The sequence below is a fragment of the Bifidobacterium oedipodis genome, from assembly GCF_012932425.1.
Classification (GTDB): Bacteria; Actinomycetota; Actinomycetes; order Actinomycetales; family Bifidobacteriaceae; genus Bifidobacterium; species Bifidobacterium oedipodis.
Map to the genome: position 1 here is coordinate 130,259 of NZ_JAAIII010000006.1, position 20,576 is coordinate 150,834.

At 58.2% G+C, this 20,576-nt stretch carries 18 protein-coding genes; 8 read left to right on the forward strand and 10 right to left on the reverse strand.

The window, feature by feature from the left end; all coding sequences use genetic code 11:
• Nucleotides 1-2: 2 nt before the first annotated feature.
• The 9 genes from urtB to dnaA all read right to left on the reverse strand — a co-directional run bounded on the left by urtB (nt 3) and on the right by dnaA (nt 13,064).
• Nucleotides 3-887: an urea ABC transporter permease subunit UrtB gene (gene urtB, locus G1C95_RS10020; protein WP_169172803.1), complete on the reverse strand. Its 885-nt coding sequence runs from the start codon at nt 885-887 to the stop codon at nt 3-5.
• 21 nt (nt 888-908) lie between these two features.
• Nucleotides 909-2,201, reverse strand: coding sequence for an urea ABC transporter substrate-binding protein (gene urtA / locus G1C95_RS10025; RefSeq protein WP_205832807.1), 1,293 nt, complete (start codon nt 2,199-2,201; stop codon nt 909-911).
• A 274-nt stretch (nt 2,202-2,475) separates the two neighbouring features.
• Entirely contained in the window at nt 2,476-3,048 is a 573-nt protein-coding gene (locus G1C95_RS10030; protein WP_169172804.1) for a DUF3566 domain-containing protein, read from the reverse strand.
• A 71-nt stretch (nt 3,049-3,119) separates the two neighbouring features.
• Nucleotides 3,120-5,822: a DNA gyrase subunit A gene (gyrA, locus tag G1C95_RS10035; protein ID WP_169172878.1), complete on the reverse strand. Its 2,703-nt coding sequence runs from the start codon at nt 5,820-5,822 to the stop codon at nt 3,120-3,122.
• Between the two features lie 92 nt (nt 5,823-5,914).
• The gene (gene gyrB, locus G1C95_RS10040) at nt 5,915-8,005 is read right to left on the reverse strand and encodes a DNA topoisomerase (ATP-hydrolyzing) subunit B (RefSeq protein WP_169172805.1); all 2,091 of its coding nucleotides are present in this window, start codon (nt 8,003-8,005) and stop codon (nt 5,915-5,917) included.
• A gap of 153 nt (nt 8,006-8,158) precedes the next feature.
• Nucleotides 8,159-8,632, reverse strand: a complete 474-nt coding sequence (locus tag G1C95_RS10045; protein WP_169172806.1) for a DciA family protein — start codon at nt 8,630-8,632, stop codon at nt 8,159-8,161.
• Nucleotides 8,629-9,768, reverse strand: coding sequence for a DNA replication/repair protein RecF (gene recF, locus G1C95_RS10050; protein WP_169172807.1), 1,140 nt, complete (start codon nt 9,766-9,768; stop codon nt 8,629-8,631). The genes G1C95_RS10045 and recF overlap by 4 nt, the downstream gene beginning before the upstream one ends.
• A 113-nt stretch (nt 9,769-9,881) precedes the next feature.
• Nucleotides 9,882-11,006, reverse strand: coding sequence for a DNA polymerase III subunit beta (gene dnaN, locus G1C95_RS10055; RefSeq protein WP_169172808.1), 1,125 nt, complete (start codon nt 11,004-11,006; stop codon nt 9,882-9,884).
• A 549-nt stretch (nt 11,007-11,555) separates the two neighbouring features.
• The gene (gene dnaA / locus G1C95_RS10060) at nt 11,556-13,064 is read right to left on the reverse strand and encodes a chromosomal replication initiator protein DnaA (protein WP_169172809.1); all 1,509 of its coding nucleotides are present in this window, start codon (nt 13,062-13,064) and stop codon (nt 11,556-11,558) included.
• Nucleotides 13,065-13,375: 311 nt separating this feature from the next.
• Here dnaA and rpmH point away from each other — a divergent pair, with 311 nt between their 5' ends.
• The 8 genes from rpmH (at nt 13,376) to G1C95_RS10100 (ending at nt 19,326) form a co-directional block, all read left to right on the forward strand.
• Nucleotides 13,376-13,510, forward strand: a complete 135-nt coding sequence (rpmH, locus tag G1C95_RS10065; RefSeq protein ID WP_007054596.1) for a 50S ribosomal protein L34 — start codon at nt 13,376-13,378, stop codon at nt 13,508-13,510.
• Nucleotides 13,511-13,541: 31 nt separating this feature from the next.
• Nucleotides 13,542-13,895 carry a ribonuclease P protein component gene (rnpA, locus tag G1C95_RS10070; RefSeq protein WP_169172810.1) on the forward strand — a complete coding sequence of 118 codons (354 nt, stop codon included), beginning with the start codon at nt 13,542-13,544 and terminating at the stop codon, nt 13,893-13,895.
• Nucleotides 13,892-14,209, forward strand: a complete 318-nt coding sequence (gene yidD, locus G1C95_RS10075; RefSeq protein WP_169172811.1) for a membrane protein insertion efficiency factor YidD — start codon at nt 13,892-13,894, stop codon at nt 14,207-14,209. The genes rnpA and yidD overlap by 4 nt, the downstream gene beginning before the upstream one ends.
• Nucleotides 14,206-15,216, forward strand: a complete 1,011-nt coding sequence (gene yidC, locus G1C95_RS10080; RefSeq protein ID WP_169172812.1) for a membrane protein insertase YidC — start codon at nt 14,206-14,208, stop codon at nt 15,214-15,216. The genes yidD and yidC overlap by 4 nt, the downstream gene beginning before the upstream one ends.
• A gap of 128 nt (nt 15,217-15,344) precedes the next feature.
• The gene (locus G1C95_RS10085; RefSeq protein WP_169172813.1) at nt 15,345-15,884 is read left to right on the forward strand and encodes a Jag family protein; all 540 of its coding nucleotides are present in this window, start codon (nt 15,345-15,347) and stop codon (nt 15,882-15,884) included.
• A 141-nt stretch (nt 15,885-16,025) separates the two neighbouring features.
• On the forward strand, nt 16,026-16,691 hold the full coding sequence (gene rsmG, locus G1C95_RS10090; RefSeq protein WP_169172814.1) for a 16S rRNA (guanine(527)-N(7))-methyltransferase RsmG: 666 nt from the start codon (nt 16,026-16,028) through the stop codon (nt 16,689-16,691).
• Nucleotides 16,692-16,960: 269 nt separating this feature from the next.
• Complete coding sequence (locus G1C95_RS10095; RefSeq protein ID WP_169172815.1) at nt 16,961-17,935, forward strand: ParA family protein; 975 nt, start codon at nt 16,961-16,963, stop codon at nt 17,933-17,935.
• On the forward strand, nt 17,935-19,326 hold the full coding sequence (locus tag G1C95_RS10100) for a ParB/RepB/Spo0J family partition protein (protein WP_169172816.1): 1,392 nt from the start codon (nt 17,935-17,937) through the stop codon (nt 19,324-19,326). The genes G1C95_RS10095 and G1C95_RS10100 overlap by 1 nt, the downstream gene beginning before the upstream one ends.
• A 127-nt stretch (nt 19,327-19,453) precedes the next feature.
• Here G1C95_RS10100 and G1C95_RS10105 read toward each other — a convergent pair whose 3' ends face one another.
• Nucleotides 19,454-20,455, reverse strand: coding sequence for an NAD(P)/FAD-dependent oxidoreductase (locus tag G1C95_RS10105; RefSeq protein ID WP_169172817.1), 1,002 nt, complete (start codon nt 20,453-20,455; stop codon nt 19,454-19,456).
• Between the last annotated feature and the right edge of the window lie 121 nt (nt 20,456-20,576).

Here is a 20,576-nt window from a genome sequence, read left to right on the forward strand (position 1 = left end):
CCTTACGCCAGGTTCCTGGAGCGGATGGAAACCAGTCCCTGCGGGCGGAACTGGAGGAACAGCACGACGATCAGGAACACCGCAACCTGACCGACCGATGCCGAAGTAGGCAATTCGATCCACGACTGAGCGAGGCCCAGCACGAAGGAGGCGATTACCGCGCCCTTAAGCTGTCCGACGCCGCCGGCCACCACTACAAGGAAGGCTTGCACGATGAACGTGGTGCCGAAGTTGTAGCTGATCGAGTTGAGCAGGCTGAGCGCCACACCGGCCACACCGGCCAGGCCGGAGCCCAAGAAGAACGTCACATGATCAACGGTTTTGGTGGAGATGCCGGAGACTTCGGCCAGATCACGGTTCTCGCCGGTGGCGCGAATCTGACGGCCGAGCGGCGTGAATTTCAGCACCGCATACAGCGCGGCCACGCACACAATCGACAGCAGGAAGATGAACAGTCGCGCGGCGGAGAAGCTGTAGCCGAACAGTGTGACCGGCTGGGTGAGCGCCGCCGGTGCCTGAGCGTATACGCCGGAGGAGCCGAAGATGTCGCGTGCGAGCTGTTGCAAGACCAATGAGACGCCAAAGGTGACCAGCAGCGTGTCCAGCGGACGTGTGCGCATGCGTTCGAGCAATGTCACGTCAAGCAGCAGGCCCAGCAGGCCGGCGACGATGAAACCGACCACCAATGCCACGGCCAAGGCCACGGTTTTGGAGCCGATGATGGAGCTCATCACGTAGGCCGTGTAGGCGCCGGCCATCATGAATTCACCGTGGGCGTTGTTGATCACGCCCATCTGGCCGAACGTCAGTGACAAGCCGAGCGCGGCCAACAGCAGAATCGAACCGTTGGACAGGCCGGCGACGATTTGGGGGAAGATCATACCCATGTCAAACCCTTCTTCCTGTTCTTACTTGTTCACGCTGGCGCTCAGCGAGGCGGCCCAGTCGTAGGTTTTGAGGTACGGATCCGGCGCGATGGGGCCATCGGACTGCCAGACGGTGTGAATCAGCGAATCCTCGCCGATTTTGCCGATGTATGAGGTTTTGTAGATGTGGTGGTTCTCGCCGTCCACCTTGACCGTGCCTTCCGGGGCGTCGAAGGTGACGCCGTCGGCCGCAGCCTTGACCTTATCCACGTCGAAGCTTTTGGCCTTCTCCACCATGCCCTTCCACAGGTAGACGGAGGTGTAGGCCGATTCCATCGGATCGGAGGTGGGTTTGTTGGCGCCGTACTTGGCTTTGAAGTCCTTGACGAATTTCTTGTTTTCCGCGCTGTCGAGCGTCTGGTAGTAGTTCCAGGCGGTGAGCTGGCCGAGCACGTTGTCCACGCCGATGGCGGCGACTTCTTCCTCAGCAATAGACATGGAGATCACCGGCACTTGGTCGGCGGTCAAACCTGAGGCCTTGTATTCCTTGAAGAATGCGACGTTGGAATCGCCGTTCAGGGTGTTGACCACCGCATCCGCGCCGGAGAACTTGAGCTTGTTAACGATGGTGGTGAAGTCGGTGGAGCCCATCGGCGTGTATTCCTCGCCGACGACCTCCATGCCGTTGCCCTCGGCGTAGGCTTTGACCACGCGATTGGCGGTTTGCGGGAACACATAGTCAGAGCCGACCAGGAACAGTTTCTTATGCCCCTGTTCCTTGAGATAGTCGAGGGCCGGCACGATTTGCTGGTTCGGCGCCGCGCCCGTATAGAAGATATTCGGGGAGGATTCCATACCCTCGTACTGCAACGGATAGAACAGCAGCGCATTGTCCGCTTCGAACACCGGCAGCATGGCCTTGCGGGAAGATGAGGTCCAGCCGCCGAATACCGCGGCCACACACTCCTTTTCAATCAGGGAGCGGGCTTTTTCGGCGAATACTGCCGGCTCGGACTTGCCATCCATTTCGACCACGTCGAGCTTCTTGCCCAGCACGCCGCCATTGCTGTTGATTTCGTCAACGGCCATATGCAGCGACTTGTTCACCGTCATTTCGGAGATCGCCATCGTGCCGGACATGGAGTTGACGAAGCCGATTTTGATGGAATCGCCCGACGTGTCCACGCAGCTGGATGCCGCGGATGATCCTGTGTCGGAGGCGTCCAAGGCCTCCTTGTCGGCCACGGTGCGCCCCCAGCCACAGCCACTGGTGGCCAGCAGCGCCACGACGACGCAGGCCGCAGCTCCCAATCTTCTGATTCGCGACATGCCCATACGCCTGTCCCTCCCTCACGGTTCAGCGGGCACGGCCATCCATCGATGCCGCACCGGCACTGGTGGATAACACAAGGCACTGTCGCAAAACAAACGACCAGTCTGGTTGCACTTATGTTTCAGGCGACTGCATTTGCATGACGATCAGGTTACGGACGATTATTACGGACGATTAGGTTGCGGAAGGCAAACGCATAACAAAACGGCCCCTGCCGTGAAAGGCAGAGGCCGTTGAGGAATTTTTGCGATGCGCTACGGCATCAGATGCTGGGCATCAGTCGTCGCCGAGGGTGACGTGGATGCCGCCCACCAGCGAGCTGACCACGTTGTAGATCAGCGCGACGATAGTGGCCAGCAGGGTAATCAGTATCACTTCGATAATGGAGAAGATGGTTACGGCGGAGACCACGGTGGTCAGGGACAGCACGTTGGTCAGATCGAAGCCGCCGGCGTCCAGACCGGTGGAAGAGACGATCTGGGTGATCTGTCCGAATACGCCGACCACGTCCAGCAGCAGCCACAGCAGGGTTGCGGCCACAATCTGGATGATGGCGCCGGCGATGGAGAGCATGAACGACACCTTGGCCACGGACCATGCATCCACACGGGTCAGGGACAGGCTCATGCGGCGGGCGCGGGGAATGCTGCGACGTTTGGCCGGGCGCACGGTGGTGGTACCAGACGTGGTGCCGGATTCTTCCGAACCACTGGATACGGAACGGGCCACACGCGGCGCGTGCGTTGTCTCGGGCTTCTCCTCGATCAGCGGATCAACCACATCGTGTGCGTTGTCGTCGACATTGGGCTCGATCGTCACAGGCTCGTTGTCCTCGAGGTTCTCGCTCATCGTTGCTCCTTCACGGGCTTATCGGTAGCCTCTGCTTTGAAGCAGAGACTACCAGTGTTCCACGACTCGGCTCACGCCTGGTCTGGGTTGTTCACATTCTCTTGAGATTGCGACGCATCCGAGCCGGAGGTCTCCGGTGCGGATTCACCGGATACTGCACCTGCTTCCGTCTGTGCGGATTCGGTTGTTTCGGTGTCGTCGCTTTCGGGATCGTCCTTCTCCTCGTTACGGGCGATGGAGAGGATTTCGTCGCCCTTGTCGGGCTTGGCGAAGGTGACGCCCTGCGTGGTGCGGCCGGTGCGGTTGACTTCGGCCACGTCGGAGCGCACCACCTTGCCGGACTTCATAATGGCCATCACCTGATCGTCTTCGGAGACCACCAGCGCGCCGACCAGGGCGCCACGGCCTTCGACCAGCTGCACGGCCTTGACGCCGAAGCCGTTACGTCCCTGCAGACGGTATTCGCTGATGGCCGTACGCTTGGCGAAGCCTTCGTTGGTGACCACGAACAGATCCTTGTCGCTGTCGCCCCAGACCACGTCCATATCCAGCAGTTCGTCGCCGTCGCGGAACTTCATGCCCTGCACGCCGGCGGTCTGACGGCCCATGGGGCGCAGCTGCTCGTCGTCGGCGCGGAACTTCAGGCTCATGCCGAGCTTGGAGACCAGGATGATGTCGTCCTCGGCGTTGCACAGTGCGGCACCGATCAGCTCGTCGGCATTCTCGCCGTTCTCGTCGGCCATCAGGCGCACGGCGATCAGACCGCCGGCGCGCGGCGAATCGTATTCGGCCAGCGGCGTCTTCTTGACCTTGCCGGAACGGGTGGCGAGCACCAGATACTTGGCCACCTCATAGTTCGGGATAGACAACACGGTCTGGATCGTCTCGTCGGGGCCGAACTGCAGCAGGTTGGCCACATGCTGGCCCTTGGAGTCACGCGATCCTTCGGGCAGTTCGTAGGCCTTGATGCGGTAGACGCGGCCCTTGTTGGTGAAGAACAGCAGCCAGTTGTGTGTGGAGGTCAGGAAGAAGTGATCCACCACATCGTCCTCGCGCAGGCGCGTGCCCTTGATGCCCTTGCCGCCGCGATGCTGGGCGCGGTATTCGTCGGCCTTGGTGCGCTTGATGAAGCCGGAGTGGGTAACGGTAACCACCACGTTCTCTTCGGCGATCAGGTCCTCGACGTTCATTTCGCCGGAGAACGGCAGGATTCGAGTGCGACGCTCGTCGCCATACTTGGTGACGATTTCGTCAAGCTCGTCGCCCACAATCTTGCGCTGGCGTTCGGGCTTGGCGAGGATGTCGTTGTAGTCGGCGATCTTGCGCTGCAGTTCCTCGTGCTCGTCGATGATCTTCTGGGCTTCCATATTGGCCAGTCGCACCAGCTGCATCGACAGAATCGCATCGGCCTGCACCTGGTCGATGTCGAGGAATTCCATGAGCTTGGGGCGGGCATCCTCACGCCCTTGGCTAGAGCGGATCAGGCGGATAACCTCTTCGATGGCGTCCAGTGCCTTGAGCAGGCCCTGCAGAATATGGTCGCGTTCCTCGGCCTCGCGCTTCAGATATGCGGTGCGGCGGGCGATCACATCAATCTGGTGGCTCACCCAGTGGCGGATGAAAGCGTCCAGCGACAGCGTGCGCGGCACACCGTCAACCAGTGCCAGCATATTGGCACCGAAGGTCTGCTGCAGCGCGGAATGCTTGTACAGGTTGTTCAGCACCACCTTCGGCACGGCATCGCGCTTGAGCACGAGCACAAGGCGCTGGCCGGTGCGGCCGGAGGTTTCGTCGCGCATGTCGGCGATGCCCTGAATCTTGCCGTCGCGCACGGCCTCGCGAATCGAGACAACCAAGCGGTCGGGGTTGACCTGGTAGGGCAGCTCGGTGACCACCAGGCACATGCGGCCCTTGATTTCCTCAGTGTTGACCACAGCACGCATGGTGATCAAGCCGCGACCGGTGCGGTAGGCCTGTTCGATGCCCTTATGGCCCAGGATGGTGGCGCCGGTGGGGAAGTCTGGCCCCTTGATGATGCGGATCAGGTTCTCCAGCAGTTCCTCGCGGCTGGCGTCCGGGTGATCAAGCGCCCAGTGCACGCCTTCGGCCACCTCGCGCATGTTATGCGGCGGGATGTTGGTGGCCATGCCCACGGCGATGCCTGCGGAACCGTTGACCAGAAGGTTCGGGAAGCGGGCCGGCAGCACGGTCGGCTCCTGCGTTTTGCCGTCGTAGTTGGGCACGAAGTCGACGGTGTCCTTGTCGATGTCGCGCACCATTTCCATGGCCAGCGGGGCCATACGGCATTCGGTGTAACGCATGGCGGCGGCCGGATCGTCGCCGGGGGAGCCGAAGTTGCCCTGGCCGTCGACCAGCAGGTAGCGCATCGACCAGCTTTGGGCCATACGCACCAGGGTGTCGTAGATGGCGGAGTCGCCGTGCGGGTGGTATTTACCCATCACGTCGCCGACCACGCGCGAGCATTTGTTGTAGCCGCGGTCGGGGCGGTAGCCGCCGTCGTACATCGCGTACACCACGCGGCGATGCACCGGCTTCATGCCGTCGCGCACGTCCGGCAGGGCGCGCTCGACGATTACCGACAGGGCGTATGCCAGATAGGATTCGCGCATTTCCTGCTGCAGATCCTTCTTCTGGATGCGTTCGCCGGCCATCAGGCCGTAGTCGGTGTTGTCGGCCTCCTGCGGGCTCAACGGTTCCATCGAGCCATCGGGGTTGAACTGCTCGCCGAAGTCGCCCGATTCGTTCGGCGTCATACCGTCATTGGTGGTTTCGTCTGCCAAAACTGTTTTCCTTTATCGCTGGCTTGTGTGCTGAAGTGTTGTTATGTTCCGGAAAGATCAGGAGATCACGCGTCGATCCAACGCACGTTCTTGGCGTTGCGCTGGATGAAGAGTCGGCGGGGTTCGACCTCGTCGCCCATCAGCATCGAGAACGTCTCGTCGGCCGCGGCCGCATCCTCGATATGCACCTGCTTCAGGATGCGGTGTTCGGGGTCCATGGTGGTCTCCCAAAGTTCCTGGTAGCTCATCTCGCCCAAGCCCTTGTAACGCTGGATGCCCTCGCCCTTGGGCAGCTGACGGCCCTTCTCCTTGCCTTCGGCGAGCACACGGTCGCGTTCGGCGTCGGTGTAGACGAAGTCGTGCGGGCCCTTGGTCCACTTGAGTCGGTACAGCGGCGGCATGGCCACATACACATAGCCGGCGGTGATCATCGGTCGCATGTAGCGGAAGAACAGCGTCAGGTTCAGGGTGGCAATGTGCGCACCGTCCACATCGGCATCGGCCATGATGATGACCTTGTGGTAGCGCACCTTGGAGATGTCGAAGTCCTCGCCGTAGCCGCCGCCGACGGCGGTGATCAGCGATTCGATGGTGTCGGACTTCATCATGCGATCCAGGCTGGCGCGCTCGGTGTTGAGGATCTTACCGCGCAACGGCAGGATGGCCTGGGTGATTGGGTTGCGCCCCTGAATGGCGGAGCCGCCTGCCGAATCACCCTCCACGATGAACAGCTCGCATTCCTCCGGATTGCTCGACTGGCAGTCCTTAAGCTTGTCGGGCATACCGGCGGATTCGAAAATCGACTTGCGACGCGTGTTCTCGCGGGCCTTCTTGGCGGCCAGGCGCGCACGGGAGGCCTCGATGGCCTTCTGGATGATGTTCTTGGCCTCGCCCGGGTGGGCATCGAACCAGTCGCCGAGCTTATCGGTCATCACGCGCTGCACGAAGGTCTTCGCCTCGGAGTTGCCGAGCTTCGTCTTGGTCTGGCCTTCGAACTGCGGGTTCGTAAGCTTGACGGAGATTACGGCGGTCAGGCCTTCGCGCACATCGTCGCCGGAGAGGTTCTCATCCTTATCCTTCAAAATGCCCTTGTCGCGCGCGTAACGGTTGACCAGCGAGGTCAGCGCGGCACGGAAGCCTTCTTCGTGAGTGCCGCCTTCGGTGGTGGAGATGGTGTTGGCGAAGGTGTGCACTGATTCGGAGTAGGCGGTGGTCCACTGCATGGCCAGTTCGGCGGAGATGCCAAGCTTCAGGTCTTCGGCCTCAAAGCTGATCACTTCGTCTTCCACCGGCGTGGACTTGCGGGACTTGACCAGGTATTCCACGTAATCCTGGATGCCATTGGCGTACTGGTAGGTGACGGACTGGTGCGTGGCACCAGCTTGAGGCACTTCGTCGCCAGTTACCTCGTCGCCGGCCTGGTCGGTGGAGCGTTCGTCGGTCAGCGAGATCTTCAGTCCCTTGTTTAGGAACGCCATCTGCTGGAAGCGGCTGCGCAGCGTCTCGAAGTCGTATACGGTGGTTTCGAAAATCGCCGGATCGGCCCAGAAGGTCACGGTGGTGCCCGTGGCCTCGCCTTCGGCCATCGGCTCGCCCTGCTTCAGGGGAGCGACCGGATGCTGATCGATGTAGGTCTGGGTCCAGTGGAAGCCCTGGCGGCGCACTTCGATGTCCACGCGGGTGGACAGGGCGTTGACCACGGAAATGCCCACGCCGTGCAGACCGCCGGAAACCGCGTAGCCACCGCCACCGAACTTGCCGCCGGCGTGCAGCTTGGTCATCACGGTTTCCACGCCGGAGATGCCGGTCGATTCGACCACATCAACCGGGATGCCGCGGCCGTCGTCGACCACGCGGATGCCATTGTCTTCCAGAATCGACACTTCGATGTGGCTAGCATACCCGGCCAGAGCCTCATCCACCGAGTTGTCGACGATCTCATAGACCAGATGATGCAGGCCTCTGGGGCCGGTGGAGCCGATGTACATGCCGGGGCGGATGCGCACGGCTTCAAGGCCTTCCAGCACCTTCAGATCGGAGGCCTCATAATGTTCGGGCGACATGGATTCGTCGAGTTCGCCTTCGGTTAATTCCGCGGTGCTGATGTGTTCCGCAGCCGCCTTCAGCTGTTCTTCCTTGCTGGTTTCCTCTGCCAACAGGCTTCCTTCCCGCAAAACAACCTCTCTGCGAGGGCCGTTTGCACAAACGACATGGCCTCTGACGCCCGTAAAGGGGGCGTGTAGCCATTTGAGCATACTGCATGTGATTCTACTCGTTTCACACGACTACGGCCGCAGAGACGCCATAATTCACGTTCTTGGGGCCCATCGGCGAGTGAAGCGCGCCGAGGCCGGTCCGGTAACGCGGATATCGCGGATATCAAGGCCGGAAAGACGCTCGCGAATGGTGGCGCTCAGTTGCGGAATGAGATAGGTCAGTTGGGTGGCCCACACCGTGGATTCGGCGCGAATGGTGAGCACGCCATCGGTGAACCCCGCCACTTGGGAATGATTGGCGATGGCCTGCCCCACCACCTGATCCCAGTGGTTGCGCAGCCTGGCGAGCTGCATATTGGTAGTCCAGACGCCGTTGCCGGCGATCGCCGTCATCACGCTGCCCAGTTCTGCCGGATCGCGACCGGGTTTGCCGAAGTTCTCGATGGCCTCCTCACGCCTGCGCCGCCGGTCCTTTAAGATCGCGCCGCGATGCGAAAGCCGCTCGAACACGTCGGCGGGCAGTTTGGTCTGGTCAAGCTTAAGCCGTTCGGCAACCGGCGGGTTCATGCCATACCCCAGTTGCCGTTCAGGCTTGATTCACGCAGCTCGCCCACATCAATGCGGTGCGCCTGACCTGCAGGCACGTCACCGTCCGCGGCGGCGGTGATCAACACCTGATCCTGCCGGGCAGCGAAGTCGAGGATTTGAGTGCGACGATTGTTATCAAGCTGGGCGAATACATCGTCGAGGATAACGATGGGGGTGGTGCCCAGCCGTTCGCGCACCACGGCGAACAATGCCATTTTCAAGGCCAGCGCCATCGTCCACATTTCACCGTTTGAGGCGAATTCCCTGGCCGGCATGCCAGCTAGGTCAAGGCTCAGATCGTCGCGCTGGGGGCCGATGAGATTCACGCCCCTTGCCACCTCGCCCGGATAGATGCGCTGGAAATGCTCGCTGATGGCACTTCTGGGGTCATCGAAGGCCAGCACTTCGTCGAACGAGGGGACGTAGGTCAAAGTCGCGGTCTCGTCCTGACCGGCCAGATCGCGGTAGATTGCGGCGAACGGTTCGGCCAGCAGTTTCACTACTTTGGCGCGCATCCGGGTCAGGGCCACGCCAGCTTCGATGAACTGGCCAGTCCAGATTTCCAGACCGCTGAGCGTGGCGTCCTGTGGCATGCCGTCGCGTGTGCCGAGCTGTTTGAGCAGTGCCGCACGCTGCTTGCCGATTTTGGTCAGCTGGGCCGCAGCAGCGGCATATCCCGGCTCCAGCAGGGCACCGGCCTGGTTAAGCATGATGCGGCGGGCCGCCGGGTCGCCGGATACCAGACGCTGATCCTCAGGGGTAAAGCTGACTGAGGGAACGCGGCCGATGATGTCGCGCAGATACAGCGACGATCCCGAATTCAGCCGGGCCCGGTTGGCGCCACGTGTGGTCAGGGTCGCCTCCAAGGTGGTGACCTGTCCGCTGCCGTCATCGACGTTGGCGCGGATTGTGGCCCGGTTGGCGCCACGTTCGATCAGCGGCATCGTGGATGAGGTGCGGTGGCTGGAGCCGGTGGAAAGCACTTCGACGGCCTCCACGATATTGGTTTTACCCAGACCGTTCGCACCGATCAGAACATTGACGCCCGGCTCGAAATCAACCACCACCGACTGCCATGAGCGGTAATGATCAAGCGCCAGACGCGAAATGTGCACGATGCCAGCTTCCCTTTGAACGTTGTTGTTGAGTCATATTTCAAACTTGCAATCCGTAAAAACCCTACGTAATTTTCATGGTTGCAAGTTTGAAATATCTGCTTTAGTTGTCTTTAGTTGTTGAAGCGCATGGGGACGAGCAGGTAGCGGTAGTCCATCGACTCGTCGGAATCGGCTTCCTGCTGGCCGTTGAATTCCACCGGCTTAACCGGGGTGGTCATCTTCATACGAACGAACGGCTCAGTGATCGCGGACAAACCTTCCTTGAGATAAGCCGGGTTGAATGCGACGGTGATGTCATCGCCATCCATATCAATATCCAACGTTTCGTTGGCCTGGGCTTCGTCCACCGAACCGGCGGACAGTGCCAGCTCCTGACCGGAGAAGGTCATGCGAATCGGAGCGTTGCGTTCGGCAACCAGCGCCACGCGGCTGATCGCATCAAGCAATTCCTGCTTGGCGACCACCGCATGAATCGGATATTCGTCGGCGAACAGACGATCGACCGCGGGGAATTCGCCATCGATCAGCTGGGAAGTGGAGACGCGTCCGGCGTTTTCGAAGCCAAGCAGCGTGGGGGAGTCGGCATCAAAATCAAGCTTGACGTTCTGATGTTCGTCCAGAGAACGGGCCACATCTTTAAGAAGAGAGCCGCGAACCAGCGTTGTGGTTTCAACATTCGCATCATTGGGGGTCCAAGTGAAGGTGGCACGCGCCAAACGGAAGCGATCAGTGGAGGTCATCACAACCTTGTCGCCTTGGAATTGCATGCGAACACCGGTCAGCACCGGGCGGTTCTCTTCTCGGGACACCGCAACGGAAGCTTGGTTGACCGCCTGCACGAAGGTCGGCGCATCGACCTGACCGAGCGCGGCCGGCACCACCGGCAGATCAGGGTATTCGGTATCAGGCATCAGCTGCATCGTGAAGTTCGATTTGCCGGAGCTGATGGTCAGAGTCGAATCGGTGGTGGTCAGATATGTTTTCTCGCTGCGCAGCGATTTGGTGATATCGGCGAGGAGTTTGCCCAGCACCAAAGCGGTGCCGGATTCGTCAACACCAGCTTCGATGTGGTGACGTGCGGAGATTTCGTAGTTGAATGCGGAAAACTGCAGGGTTCCGTCAATGGCCTCAAGCTTGATGCCCGCGAGAATCGGGTTGGACGGGCGCGCGTCGATGACGCGTGAGGTCCAAGCTACGGCGTCGGCCAGTGCCGAGGTATTGATTTCGACTTTCATGGTGTTCCAGATTCCCTTCGTCGGTGTGATGAAATCATTCTAACCGGCGTTCGGTGACCTAATGTGCGGCAGGTGAGGACCGTTATCGTTACGGCGGTGACCCTTACGTAAGTCAAGTAAGTAATCGTCATAATAAGCGCGGTGGATAGTGTGGATAAGTTGCCTGAACGCTACTGGCGCAACGGTTGATAACCCTATGCACAATGTGGATAACTTCTGGATGGACGGTGGATAAGTAGGCGAGTTATCCACCGTGAAATCGACTTGCTGGAGTTATCCACATGCGAGGCTGGTTTGTACACGAGTTATCCACAGTAAAAGGATGGGTAATCCACGAGTTATCCGCAGAGTTTACCCACATTTGTGAACAACTATGTGGATAACTTTTTTCGAAAAACGGTAGTTCACCGGCGTGTTGAAGGCACTAGTCGGCTGGGAGAATCGATTCTGGAGACCGTTTTTGACGGTTTTTCCGAGCATACGAAAAAAGGACCGAAAACGGTCCTCAGAAACGATTGTGCTGGATGACGGCTTCGGCCGGCAGTTCGGTCAGTCAGTGCCGTTGTTCTGCTTCAGCCGCACAGTGAGCTCCATAACGTAGTTATAGATCTCCTGTTTTTGCTGCATTTCGTCGCTGACACGCGTATATGCGTGCATCACCGTGGTGTGATCGCGTCCGCCGAACACCTCACCGATGTCCAACAGGCTCATACTGGTCATTTCACGGGCCAAGTACATGGCGATCTGCCTAGCCAACGCCACATTTTTGGTGCGCGAACGCCCCACCAGATCATCGAAGGTCAGGTGGAAGTACTTGGCAACCTGACCGATGATGTCGGTGGGCTTGATTTCCACATCGGTGGTGAAGAAATCCTGCAGCGTCTGCTCCGCCAAAGCGCGAGTAACCGGCTGGTTGCTCAACGAGGCGACGGCGGTGACTCGGGTCAGCGCGCCTTCCAACTCACGAATGTTCTCCGTGAAGCGTTCGGCGATCAGATCGAGCACGTCATTGGGGATTTTCGAGCCGTTCATCGAGGCGATCATGCGCAGAATGGCGATACGCGTCTCCAAATCCGGCGGTTTGACATCTACGGTCAGACCGGATTCGAAGCGCGAAATGAGTCGGGCCTCGAATCCCTTCAGGTTCTTGGGTGCCACATCGGAGGCGATAACGATACGTTTGTTCGCCTGATGCAACGCATTGAACGTATGGAAGAACTGATCCAGCGTGGCTTCCTTGCCACCGAGGAACTGGATATCGTCGATCAGCAGCACGTCGACTTCGCGGTATCGACGGTTGAATTCAGCGATTTGGCCCTGACTTTGGTTTGGATTCTGCAGTGCATCGATGAATTCGTTGGTGAATTCCTCGCTGGTGACGTAGCGAACCTTGATGCCGGGATCCTTGACCAGCGCATAGTTGCCGATGGCGTTGAGCAAATGGGTTTTGCCCAAACCCGATCCACCATAAATACACAACGGGTTGAAGTCCTGGCCCGATCCTTCGGCCACGGCCAGTGCGACCGTGCGGGCGAAACGGTTGGAATCGCCGGGCACGAAGGAATCGAAGGTGAAGTTTTTATTCAGATGGGTTTCGGGGTCGCGATTCATCTTCTGCCCGCCGACCGCATAGGTCGTCTCCGGGCTGGGCATCGGCGGCGCCGGTTGTGATTTGCGTTCCCTGACGGGATTCGAACCGTACGACTCCTTGCCGAAATCGGCGACGGTGGGGGAGGCATCGATGGCGAACGGCGTGGCCATCGACTTGGGCTCCGGTTCGGGGCGAGGCGCGACTTTGAATGCCGGGAACATCGCCTGCCCGGTGACGGTTTGGAGCGCCTGCATCAGCGGACCGTTGAGATTGCCTTGCAATTCGCCGAGCGTCATGTTGTTTTCCACGCATAGCACGATGGTGGATCCGAACACCGCTTCGGGCACGACTCCCTCAAGCCATCCTTTTTCGCGCGAGCTCAACGAGGCATTATGCTTGAGTACGGTCAACGCATCCGCCCAGATGCGGGCGGCCTCAAGAGCAGGGTCGCCGGAAGATTCAACCATGGGCCACCCCTTCTTTCGTGCGAAAAATATACAACATACAATTGTTACTCCGAATACACGAAGTTATCCACCGTCTCGCGTGTTGAAATCATTGGAATGTGAATAACAGGCATGTAATTTGTGGATAACTTTGTTAGATAAAAGGTTGATTTTCCGCCATTTTTGTGAGTATTACGCGGGACACGCCGTAAAAACAAAATGTGAAATATCGCGTCTCGTTTTGACTTGTGGGTAGGGGTGAGGGTAGCTTAATAGAGCTTGACTCACGTGAGGGCAGCGCGAAGCGTTGCCGAATAGACCTAGGAGCAATTATGAAGAGGACGTTCCAGCCGAACAACCGTCGTCGTCACATGAAGCACGGCTTCCGTCTGCGCATGCGCACCCGTTCCGGCCGCGCGGTGATCAACCGTCGTCGCGCCAAGGGCCGCAAGTCCCTGTCCGCCTGATTTTCCCTATAGCCTTCACGGCGTAGTCGAAGTGGAACGGCTGAAAAGCCACCGCGATTTCGTCAACGTGCTCAAACGTCGGCGCAAAGTCGGTGGCAGGGATATCGTCGTGCACTATCTGGTGACCGGCGACACTCAGGATGATCAAACGGTTTCGCGCCGTTTGGGGCTGGCTGTTTCCAAATCGGTGGGCAAGGCGGTTACCCGGAATACGGTGAAGCGCAGGTTCAGAGTGCTGGCCGGCACATACGAGCACAACCTTCCTGCGCATTGCGATATTGTGCTGCGCGCCAAACCCAGCGCGGCATCGGCGTCGTTCCAATCATTGGACGATCAGATCGCTCGGGCATTCGACACCGTGGCCCGCAAGGCGGCACAGGTATGACTGCTTCCATCAAGGCGGTGCTGGTTCGTGGTGTGCGCTGGTATCAGCGGCACATTTCGGCGAACACGCCGCCTTGCTGCAAGTATTATCCAACCTGCTCGAACTATGCCATCGAAGCGTTGGAACGATACGGCGCCTTCAAGGGGGGACTGCTTGCTGTGCTGCGATTGCTGCGGTGCAGGCCATGGAGCCGAGGGGGTATCGACGATGTGCCGCAACGTTATTCCCTGTTTTACCGTTTTTCTTGGTCGAAGGCCCATGAAGAGCCTCGACTGACGCCATTGGCCACAACTAAAGGAGAGGCCCGACGATGACGAACCAAGATCAGTTCCTTCTGGATAGTGGTTTCTGGGGGTGGCTGTACAAAATCCTGACCCCCGTGGAATGGCTGCAGACTTGGATCATGAAGCTGGTACACGATTTCTTCGTGATGCTCGGCTTGGGCGAGTCCGGCATTTCATGGGTTATCGCCATCATCGTGCTGGTGATGGTGGTGCAGGCGTGCATCTTCCCGCTGTTCTACAAGCAGATCAAATCGATGCGCAAGATGCAGGCCCTTGCCCCGAAGATGCAGCGCATCCAGAACAAATACAAGGGCAAAACAGATCAGGCATCCCGCGAAGCGCAAAGCCGCGAGATGATGAAGCTGTACCAGGACAACGATGCCAACCCTGCCGGTTCGTGCTTGCCGGCGCTGATTCAGGGCCCGGTGTTCATGTCCATGTTCTACACCTTGTCGGCCATTCCCTATATCGCCCGCGAAAAGCGCGCGCCGCTGGGTGCCTTCAATGTGGATACGGCGCAGTCCTTCGCGCAAACCGATGTGTTCGGTATCGTCAGCGTCACCGATAACTTCAATTCCGCGGCGATGGGCGGCAAAATCGTCATCGGCGTGTTCGTGTTCCTCATGTGCTTCTGCCTGTGGTTCATGCAGTTCTTCAGCATGAAACGCAATATGGCCGCGGCCGCAATGAACAAGCAGACCGAGACCATGCAGAAGATGATGCTGTGGGTGTTCCCCATCATGTACATCTTCTCCGGCATCATGATGCCGTTCGCCGTGCTGGTGTACTGGCTGACCAACAACGTATGCAACCTGTGCCGCACCATGTGGCAGGTGTACAGCTTCCCGACTCCGGGATCGCCGGCCGCCGAGGATAAGGCCAAGCGAGACCATACTCGTGAAAACGAGCGTCGCGCGAAAGCCGGTCTGCCTTCCCTCGAAGAAGAGGAGCTGATCAAAGCCAAGGAAGAAGCTGCGATTCGCGAGACGAAGGGCTATCAGCGACAGCAGCCTCAGCGCAAGCGCAAAAAGAAATAATGTGACATTGGTTGGGGTGTGATGTTTCACGTGAAACATCACACCCCAACTTGCTTTGGACTCGCTGACTTGGATTCGGAGTTTCATAGCCTAGACTTGACAGGTATCACTGCGATTAAGGAGAACCCATGGCACAAGACGATGAGAAGACCATCGATCAGCTCAACGAAGAAGCTGACATTGCCGCCGACTATCTTGAAGGTCTGCTGGATATAGCCGACTATGAAGGCGATATTGAGATGGGCGTGCGCAACAACCGACCCACCGTGCAAATCGTCGCCGACGATGACACGGATATCAAGCATCTGATCGGACGCAACGGTGAAGTGGTCGACGCACTGCAGCAGCTGACCCGTCTTGCCGTGCAGCAGAAAACAGGTGAGCGCTCCCATCTGATTGTGGATGTGGATGGATTCCTGAAGCGCAAGCGCCAGCGTCTGCGTGATTTGGCGCTGGATGCCATCGATGAGGTGAAGGAAACCGGCGATCCGGTTGACTTGAAGCCGATGAATTCCTTCGAGCGCAAGGTGATTCATGATGTGGTGCGCGAGGAGGGGCTGAAATCTCGTTCCCATGGCGAAGAGCCTCGTCGCTATGTCACGGTGTATCTCAAGGCGAATGTCGATGCGGCCGATGAGGACGTCGACATTGAGGATGAGCAGGAGTAATTCGCATTCCTCTGTGCGTGGCGTCATGCTGAACGAATCGCAACATCCGGCTTAGTTGGCGAGATGTTGCGATTCGTTTGACATGACGCTGTGTTGTGTATGGGTGCGTGTTTCACGTGAAACAAAGCGAGGGGGTCTAGCATGACGGATCAGCTGGAAGATTCACCGGTGCTTGCCGAAGTATTGGGGGATGCGTTGCCGCAACTGGAACGCTTCCATGCCAAGCTTGAGCAAGAGGGGGAGCCTCGTGGTCTGATTGGTCCGCGAGATGTCGATATTATTTGGGAACGGCATATTCTCAACTCCGCAGCCATTGTGCCATATGTGCAGGAAGCCGCGCGTGGTGCACGCTACAAAACCGTGGCCGATGTGGGCAGTGGCGGTGGCTTCCCTGGATTGGTGGCCGCCGCATGCTTGCCGGATCATGAGTTCACATTGATTGAACCCATGGAGCGACGTGTTGAATGGCTGGATGAGTGCGTGCGTGAGATGCAATTGCCCAATGTGCGTATTATTCGCGGCCGCTCTGGAGAAGTGATTGCGAAAGTGCGGAAGCATGCCATCCATCCATACGCGGTGGTGACATGCCGAGCGGTGGCGCCGATGACCAAACTTTCTGGTTGGACATTGCCGTTGCTGAAGCCCTCCGGTCGTCTGGTCGCGCTGAAAGGTCGGTCTGCACAGGCCGAGCTTGAGAAGGCCGCCGATCAGATCACGCGCTTTGGCGGGCGCAACGCACGGGTTGTTGAAGCTGCCGTGGGCCCTGGCCTGGAGTCCACGCATGTGGTTCTTGTGGATAAACGATGATTGGTGAATCGCCAATGTATGCTCAGTTATCCACATTTCATCACAACACTCAAAATTATCCACATTTGTTGTGGAAAACTGTGGAGAAGTCACAATCATTGATTTTTCAAGGGTTTTGGGGCTTAATTCTGAGGCCAGAAAGACATGATTGGTTGCGGTTATCCACAGTTATCCACATTGAATGAGTTTTTGGTGGATAACTTGCAATATCGGAAACCAGTGTCCGTATGAGAGAGACAATGGAACATACGTCTGTACAAGGAGGAGCGATGTCCGATCAGGAACATCAGTCCGAACGGATCGAATCCGCAGCGGATACGCTTCAGCGTATTTTTGGCGACGGCAGCTCGGCGCTGGGTGCGCAGATCACTGATGAATCGTCGCGCTATCAGGCATTAAGCAAGGTTGTTTTCCCGCATCCGAAACGTACTAGGCTGATTGCAGTGGCCAATCAGAAGGGGGGAGTGGGCAAAACCACATCCACAGTGAATATGGCCGCCGCCCTGGCCAGCCATGGTGCCCAAGTATTGGTTATCGATATGGATCCGCAGGGCAACGCTTCGACTGCATTGGGAGCGCCGCATGCCTCCGGCAGCGCATCCGTATACGATGTGATCGAAGGGCGTTGTGGACTGGGCGATGTTATTTCAGTATGCCCTGATTTTTCGACTCTTGACGTCGTGCCTGCATCCATTGATTTGAGCGGTGCCGAACTGGAAGTGGCGGATCTGCCCAATCGCAATACCCTGCTCAAGGAGGCGCTGGAGCAGTTCCTGCAGCAGTCCGACAAACACTATGACTATGTGTTTATCGATTGCCCGCCCAGCCTGGGTTTGCTGGTGATCAACGCCATGTGCGCGGTCACCGAGATGCTGATTCCCATTCAGGCGGAATACTATGCGCTGGAAGGTTTGGGGCAGCTGATCAACACCATCGGATTGGTGCAGGAGCATTTCAATCCCGTGCTGCTGGTATCCACCATGCTGGTGACGATGTTCGATCGTCGCACCCTGCTCAGCCGCGAAGTATATGGCGAAGTAAAAAGCCATTATCCGAACATCGTGCTGGACACCACGATCCCGCGCACGGTGAAAATATCAGAAGCCCCCAGTTTTTCACAGTCTGTTATCGCCTATGATCCGCGTGGTATCGGCGCCATCGCCTATGGTGAGGCGGCATTGGAATTCGCCAAACGATCCCCGAATGTCTTGGAAGCGATTGATGCGAGGAGAAAGGCACACTAATGGCATCGAAATCACGACTTGGCAAAGGCCTTGGCGCTTTGTTCCCCTCGCTGCCCGGTGATGAAAAACCTGCGCAGTCAACCTTGGAGGAAGCGACCGGCACGCTGACCAGCGCATCGAAATCCGCTGAACCGAAAACACAGCAGGATACGCGCACTCAGAAGACCGACAACGCCACGAGCACTGCTTCTGCTGCACAGTCCGAACACAAGCCCCAGGTCAACAAACCCCAAGTTAAGGCAAAGCCAACCAAACGTGCGGCCATGCCTGCCATCGGCACCATGGCTCACCCCAGCGACCTGTTCTTCGGGGGAGAGGCAGATCCCACCATCGCTCCGAAGGCCAGTGTGCAACCGGTTGCTGCTGATGCTAAGAAATCTCAGCTTGTAAAAACCACTGCCACGAACACGTCATCCAAGGCTTCGCAGAAGCATGTTTCACGTGAAACATCTGCCGGCGAAGACAAGCCAGTTGAGGAATTGAAGCCTGTCGAAGGTGGTTATCTGGCTGAGCTGAAGCTCAGCGATATCGGTCCGAACGTACATCAGCCGCGTACCATTTTTGATGAAGATGAGCTCAATGAGCTCGCTGCGTCGATTACCGAAGTCGGTGTACTGCAACCGATTGTAGTGCGTAAGCGTCCGGCTGCGCAGATCGAAGCCGCTAAAAAGGCGCAATCCACTGATCAGTCTGCCAGTGCCAATCCCTTCGCTGGTCATATGGATAGCCCATATGAATTGATCATGGGTGAGCGTCGTTGGCGTGCATCACAACTGGCTGGTCTGCAAACCATTCCTGCAATCGTCAAAACCACTGCCGATGACGATATGCTGCGTGACGCCTTGCTGGAAAACCTGCATCGCGTTGCCCTCAATCCGTTGGAAGAGGCTGCGGCCTATCAGCAGATGATTGAGGAATTCGGACTGACTCAGGCGCAACTGTCCAAATCGGTGTCCAAATCGAGGCCGCAAATCGCCAACACCTTGCGACTGCTTAACCTGCCGGTCAGTGTGCAGAAGAAAGTCGCCGCCGGTGTGCTGTCCTCCGGTCATGCGCGCGCCTTGCTCGGTCTGAGCAGTGCCGAGGAGATGGACAAGCTGGCGTCACGTATTATCGCCGAAGGATTATCGGTGCGCAGCACCGAGGAAATCGTGGCGATGAAAATTGCCTCGGGGGAGCAGCCCAAGAAACCCAAGACCTCGAAAACCAATCCCTGGGTCGGCTCCGCAATCCAGCAGAGCCTGGAGAATCACTTCGATACCAAGGTGTCCATTAAGGGTTCCGCCAAACATGGACGCATTGAAATTGTGTTCTCCTCGCCTGAGGATATGGATCGTATTCTCCAGCTTCTGGTTCCTGCACAAACCAAGCCGGAACAGGGCTGGGTCTGAGCTGTATATCGCGATACCTATATCGCATATCGCAGTCATGATGTGTGTTGGTTGGTGACGGCGCCATTGCCGTTACCAACCAACACATTAGTGTGGCTATGCGACTACTAGCCACTGTGCTTACTGGTTATTGCTGCTGCGCGAGGTAGTGCTGTGCGTCCAAAGCTGCGCGGCAGCCCATGCCGGCGGCGCTAATGGCCTGTCGATAGGTGCGATCCACGCAGTCGCCGGCGGCGAAGATGCCGGGCTGGTTGGTGCGCGTGCTGTCACCATCGACCACAATATAACCATCATCATCCGTCTGAACCAAGGGCTTCAGGAAGTCGGTGGCCGGCGTGTGCCCAATGGCCACGAATACGGCATTCGTGTCCAACGTGCCTTCCTCACCGGTTTGTGTATTGCGCGTGGAAATGCTGGTCACATGAGCCGGGGCGGCGGGGGAGTTGCCCGCCAGAGTCAGTCCGATGCGAGGCTTGGCTGGCGCTGCCTCGGCAGCGCTGCCATGCACCGCAGTCACTACGGTATTGGTTAGCAGTGTGAGCTTCGGGTTGGCTTTGGCACGATCCACCATAATCTGGGAAGCGCGGAACTGGTCGCGACGATGAATCAGCGTGACGCTGGATCCGAAGCGGGTAAGAAACAGCGCCTCCTCGAATGCGGAATCGCCGCCGCCCACCACAACAATCGGTTTGTTCCTGAAGAAGAATCCGTCGCAGGTGGCGCAGTATGACACGCCATGTCCGGATAGCTCGCGTTCGCCGGGCACATCCAAGGTGCGGAACTTGGAACCCGTGGATACGATAATCGAGCGGGTATCTACGGTGGAATCATCCGACAAGTGCACGCGGTACATTGAGTCGATGCGCTCCACTCTGGTAACGTCCTCCGCAATCGATTCCAGTCCGAATCGTTCGGCCTGTTCACGCATGCGATCCATCAGTTCGGGGCCAAGAATGCCCTCCGGGAAACCGGGGAAGTTCTCCACCTCGGTGGTGTTCACCAGCTGACCTCCGGGAGCTAGGGAACCGGTGATCATCAATGGATGCAAACCGGCACGCCCCAGATATATCGCCGCAGTGTAGCCGGCTGGTCCAGATCCGATAATCAGTACGTCATGCAATTGAGTCATGCCGTCCACTGTAATACCATGCACGGTTATGCTCTACGCACAGAGCGCAAAAACAACGCCGGTATGTTTCACGTGAAACATACCGGCGTGCTGCGAATGATCGTGAGTCTAATCAGCTTCT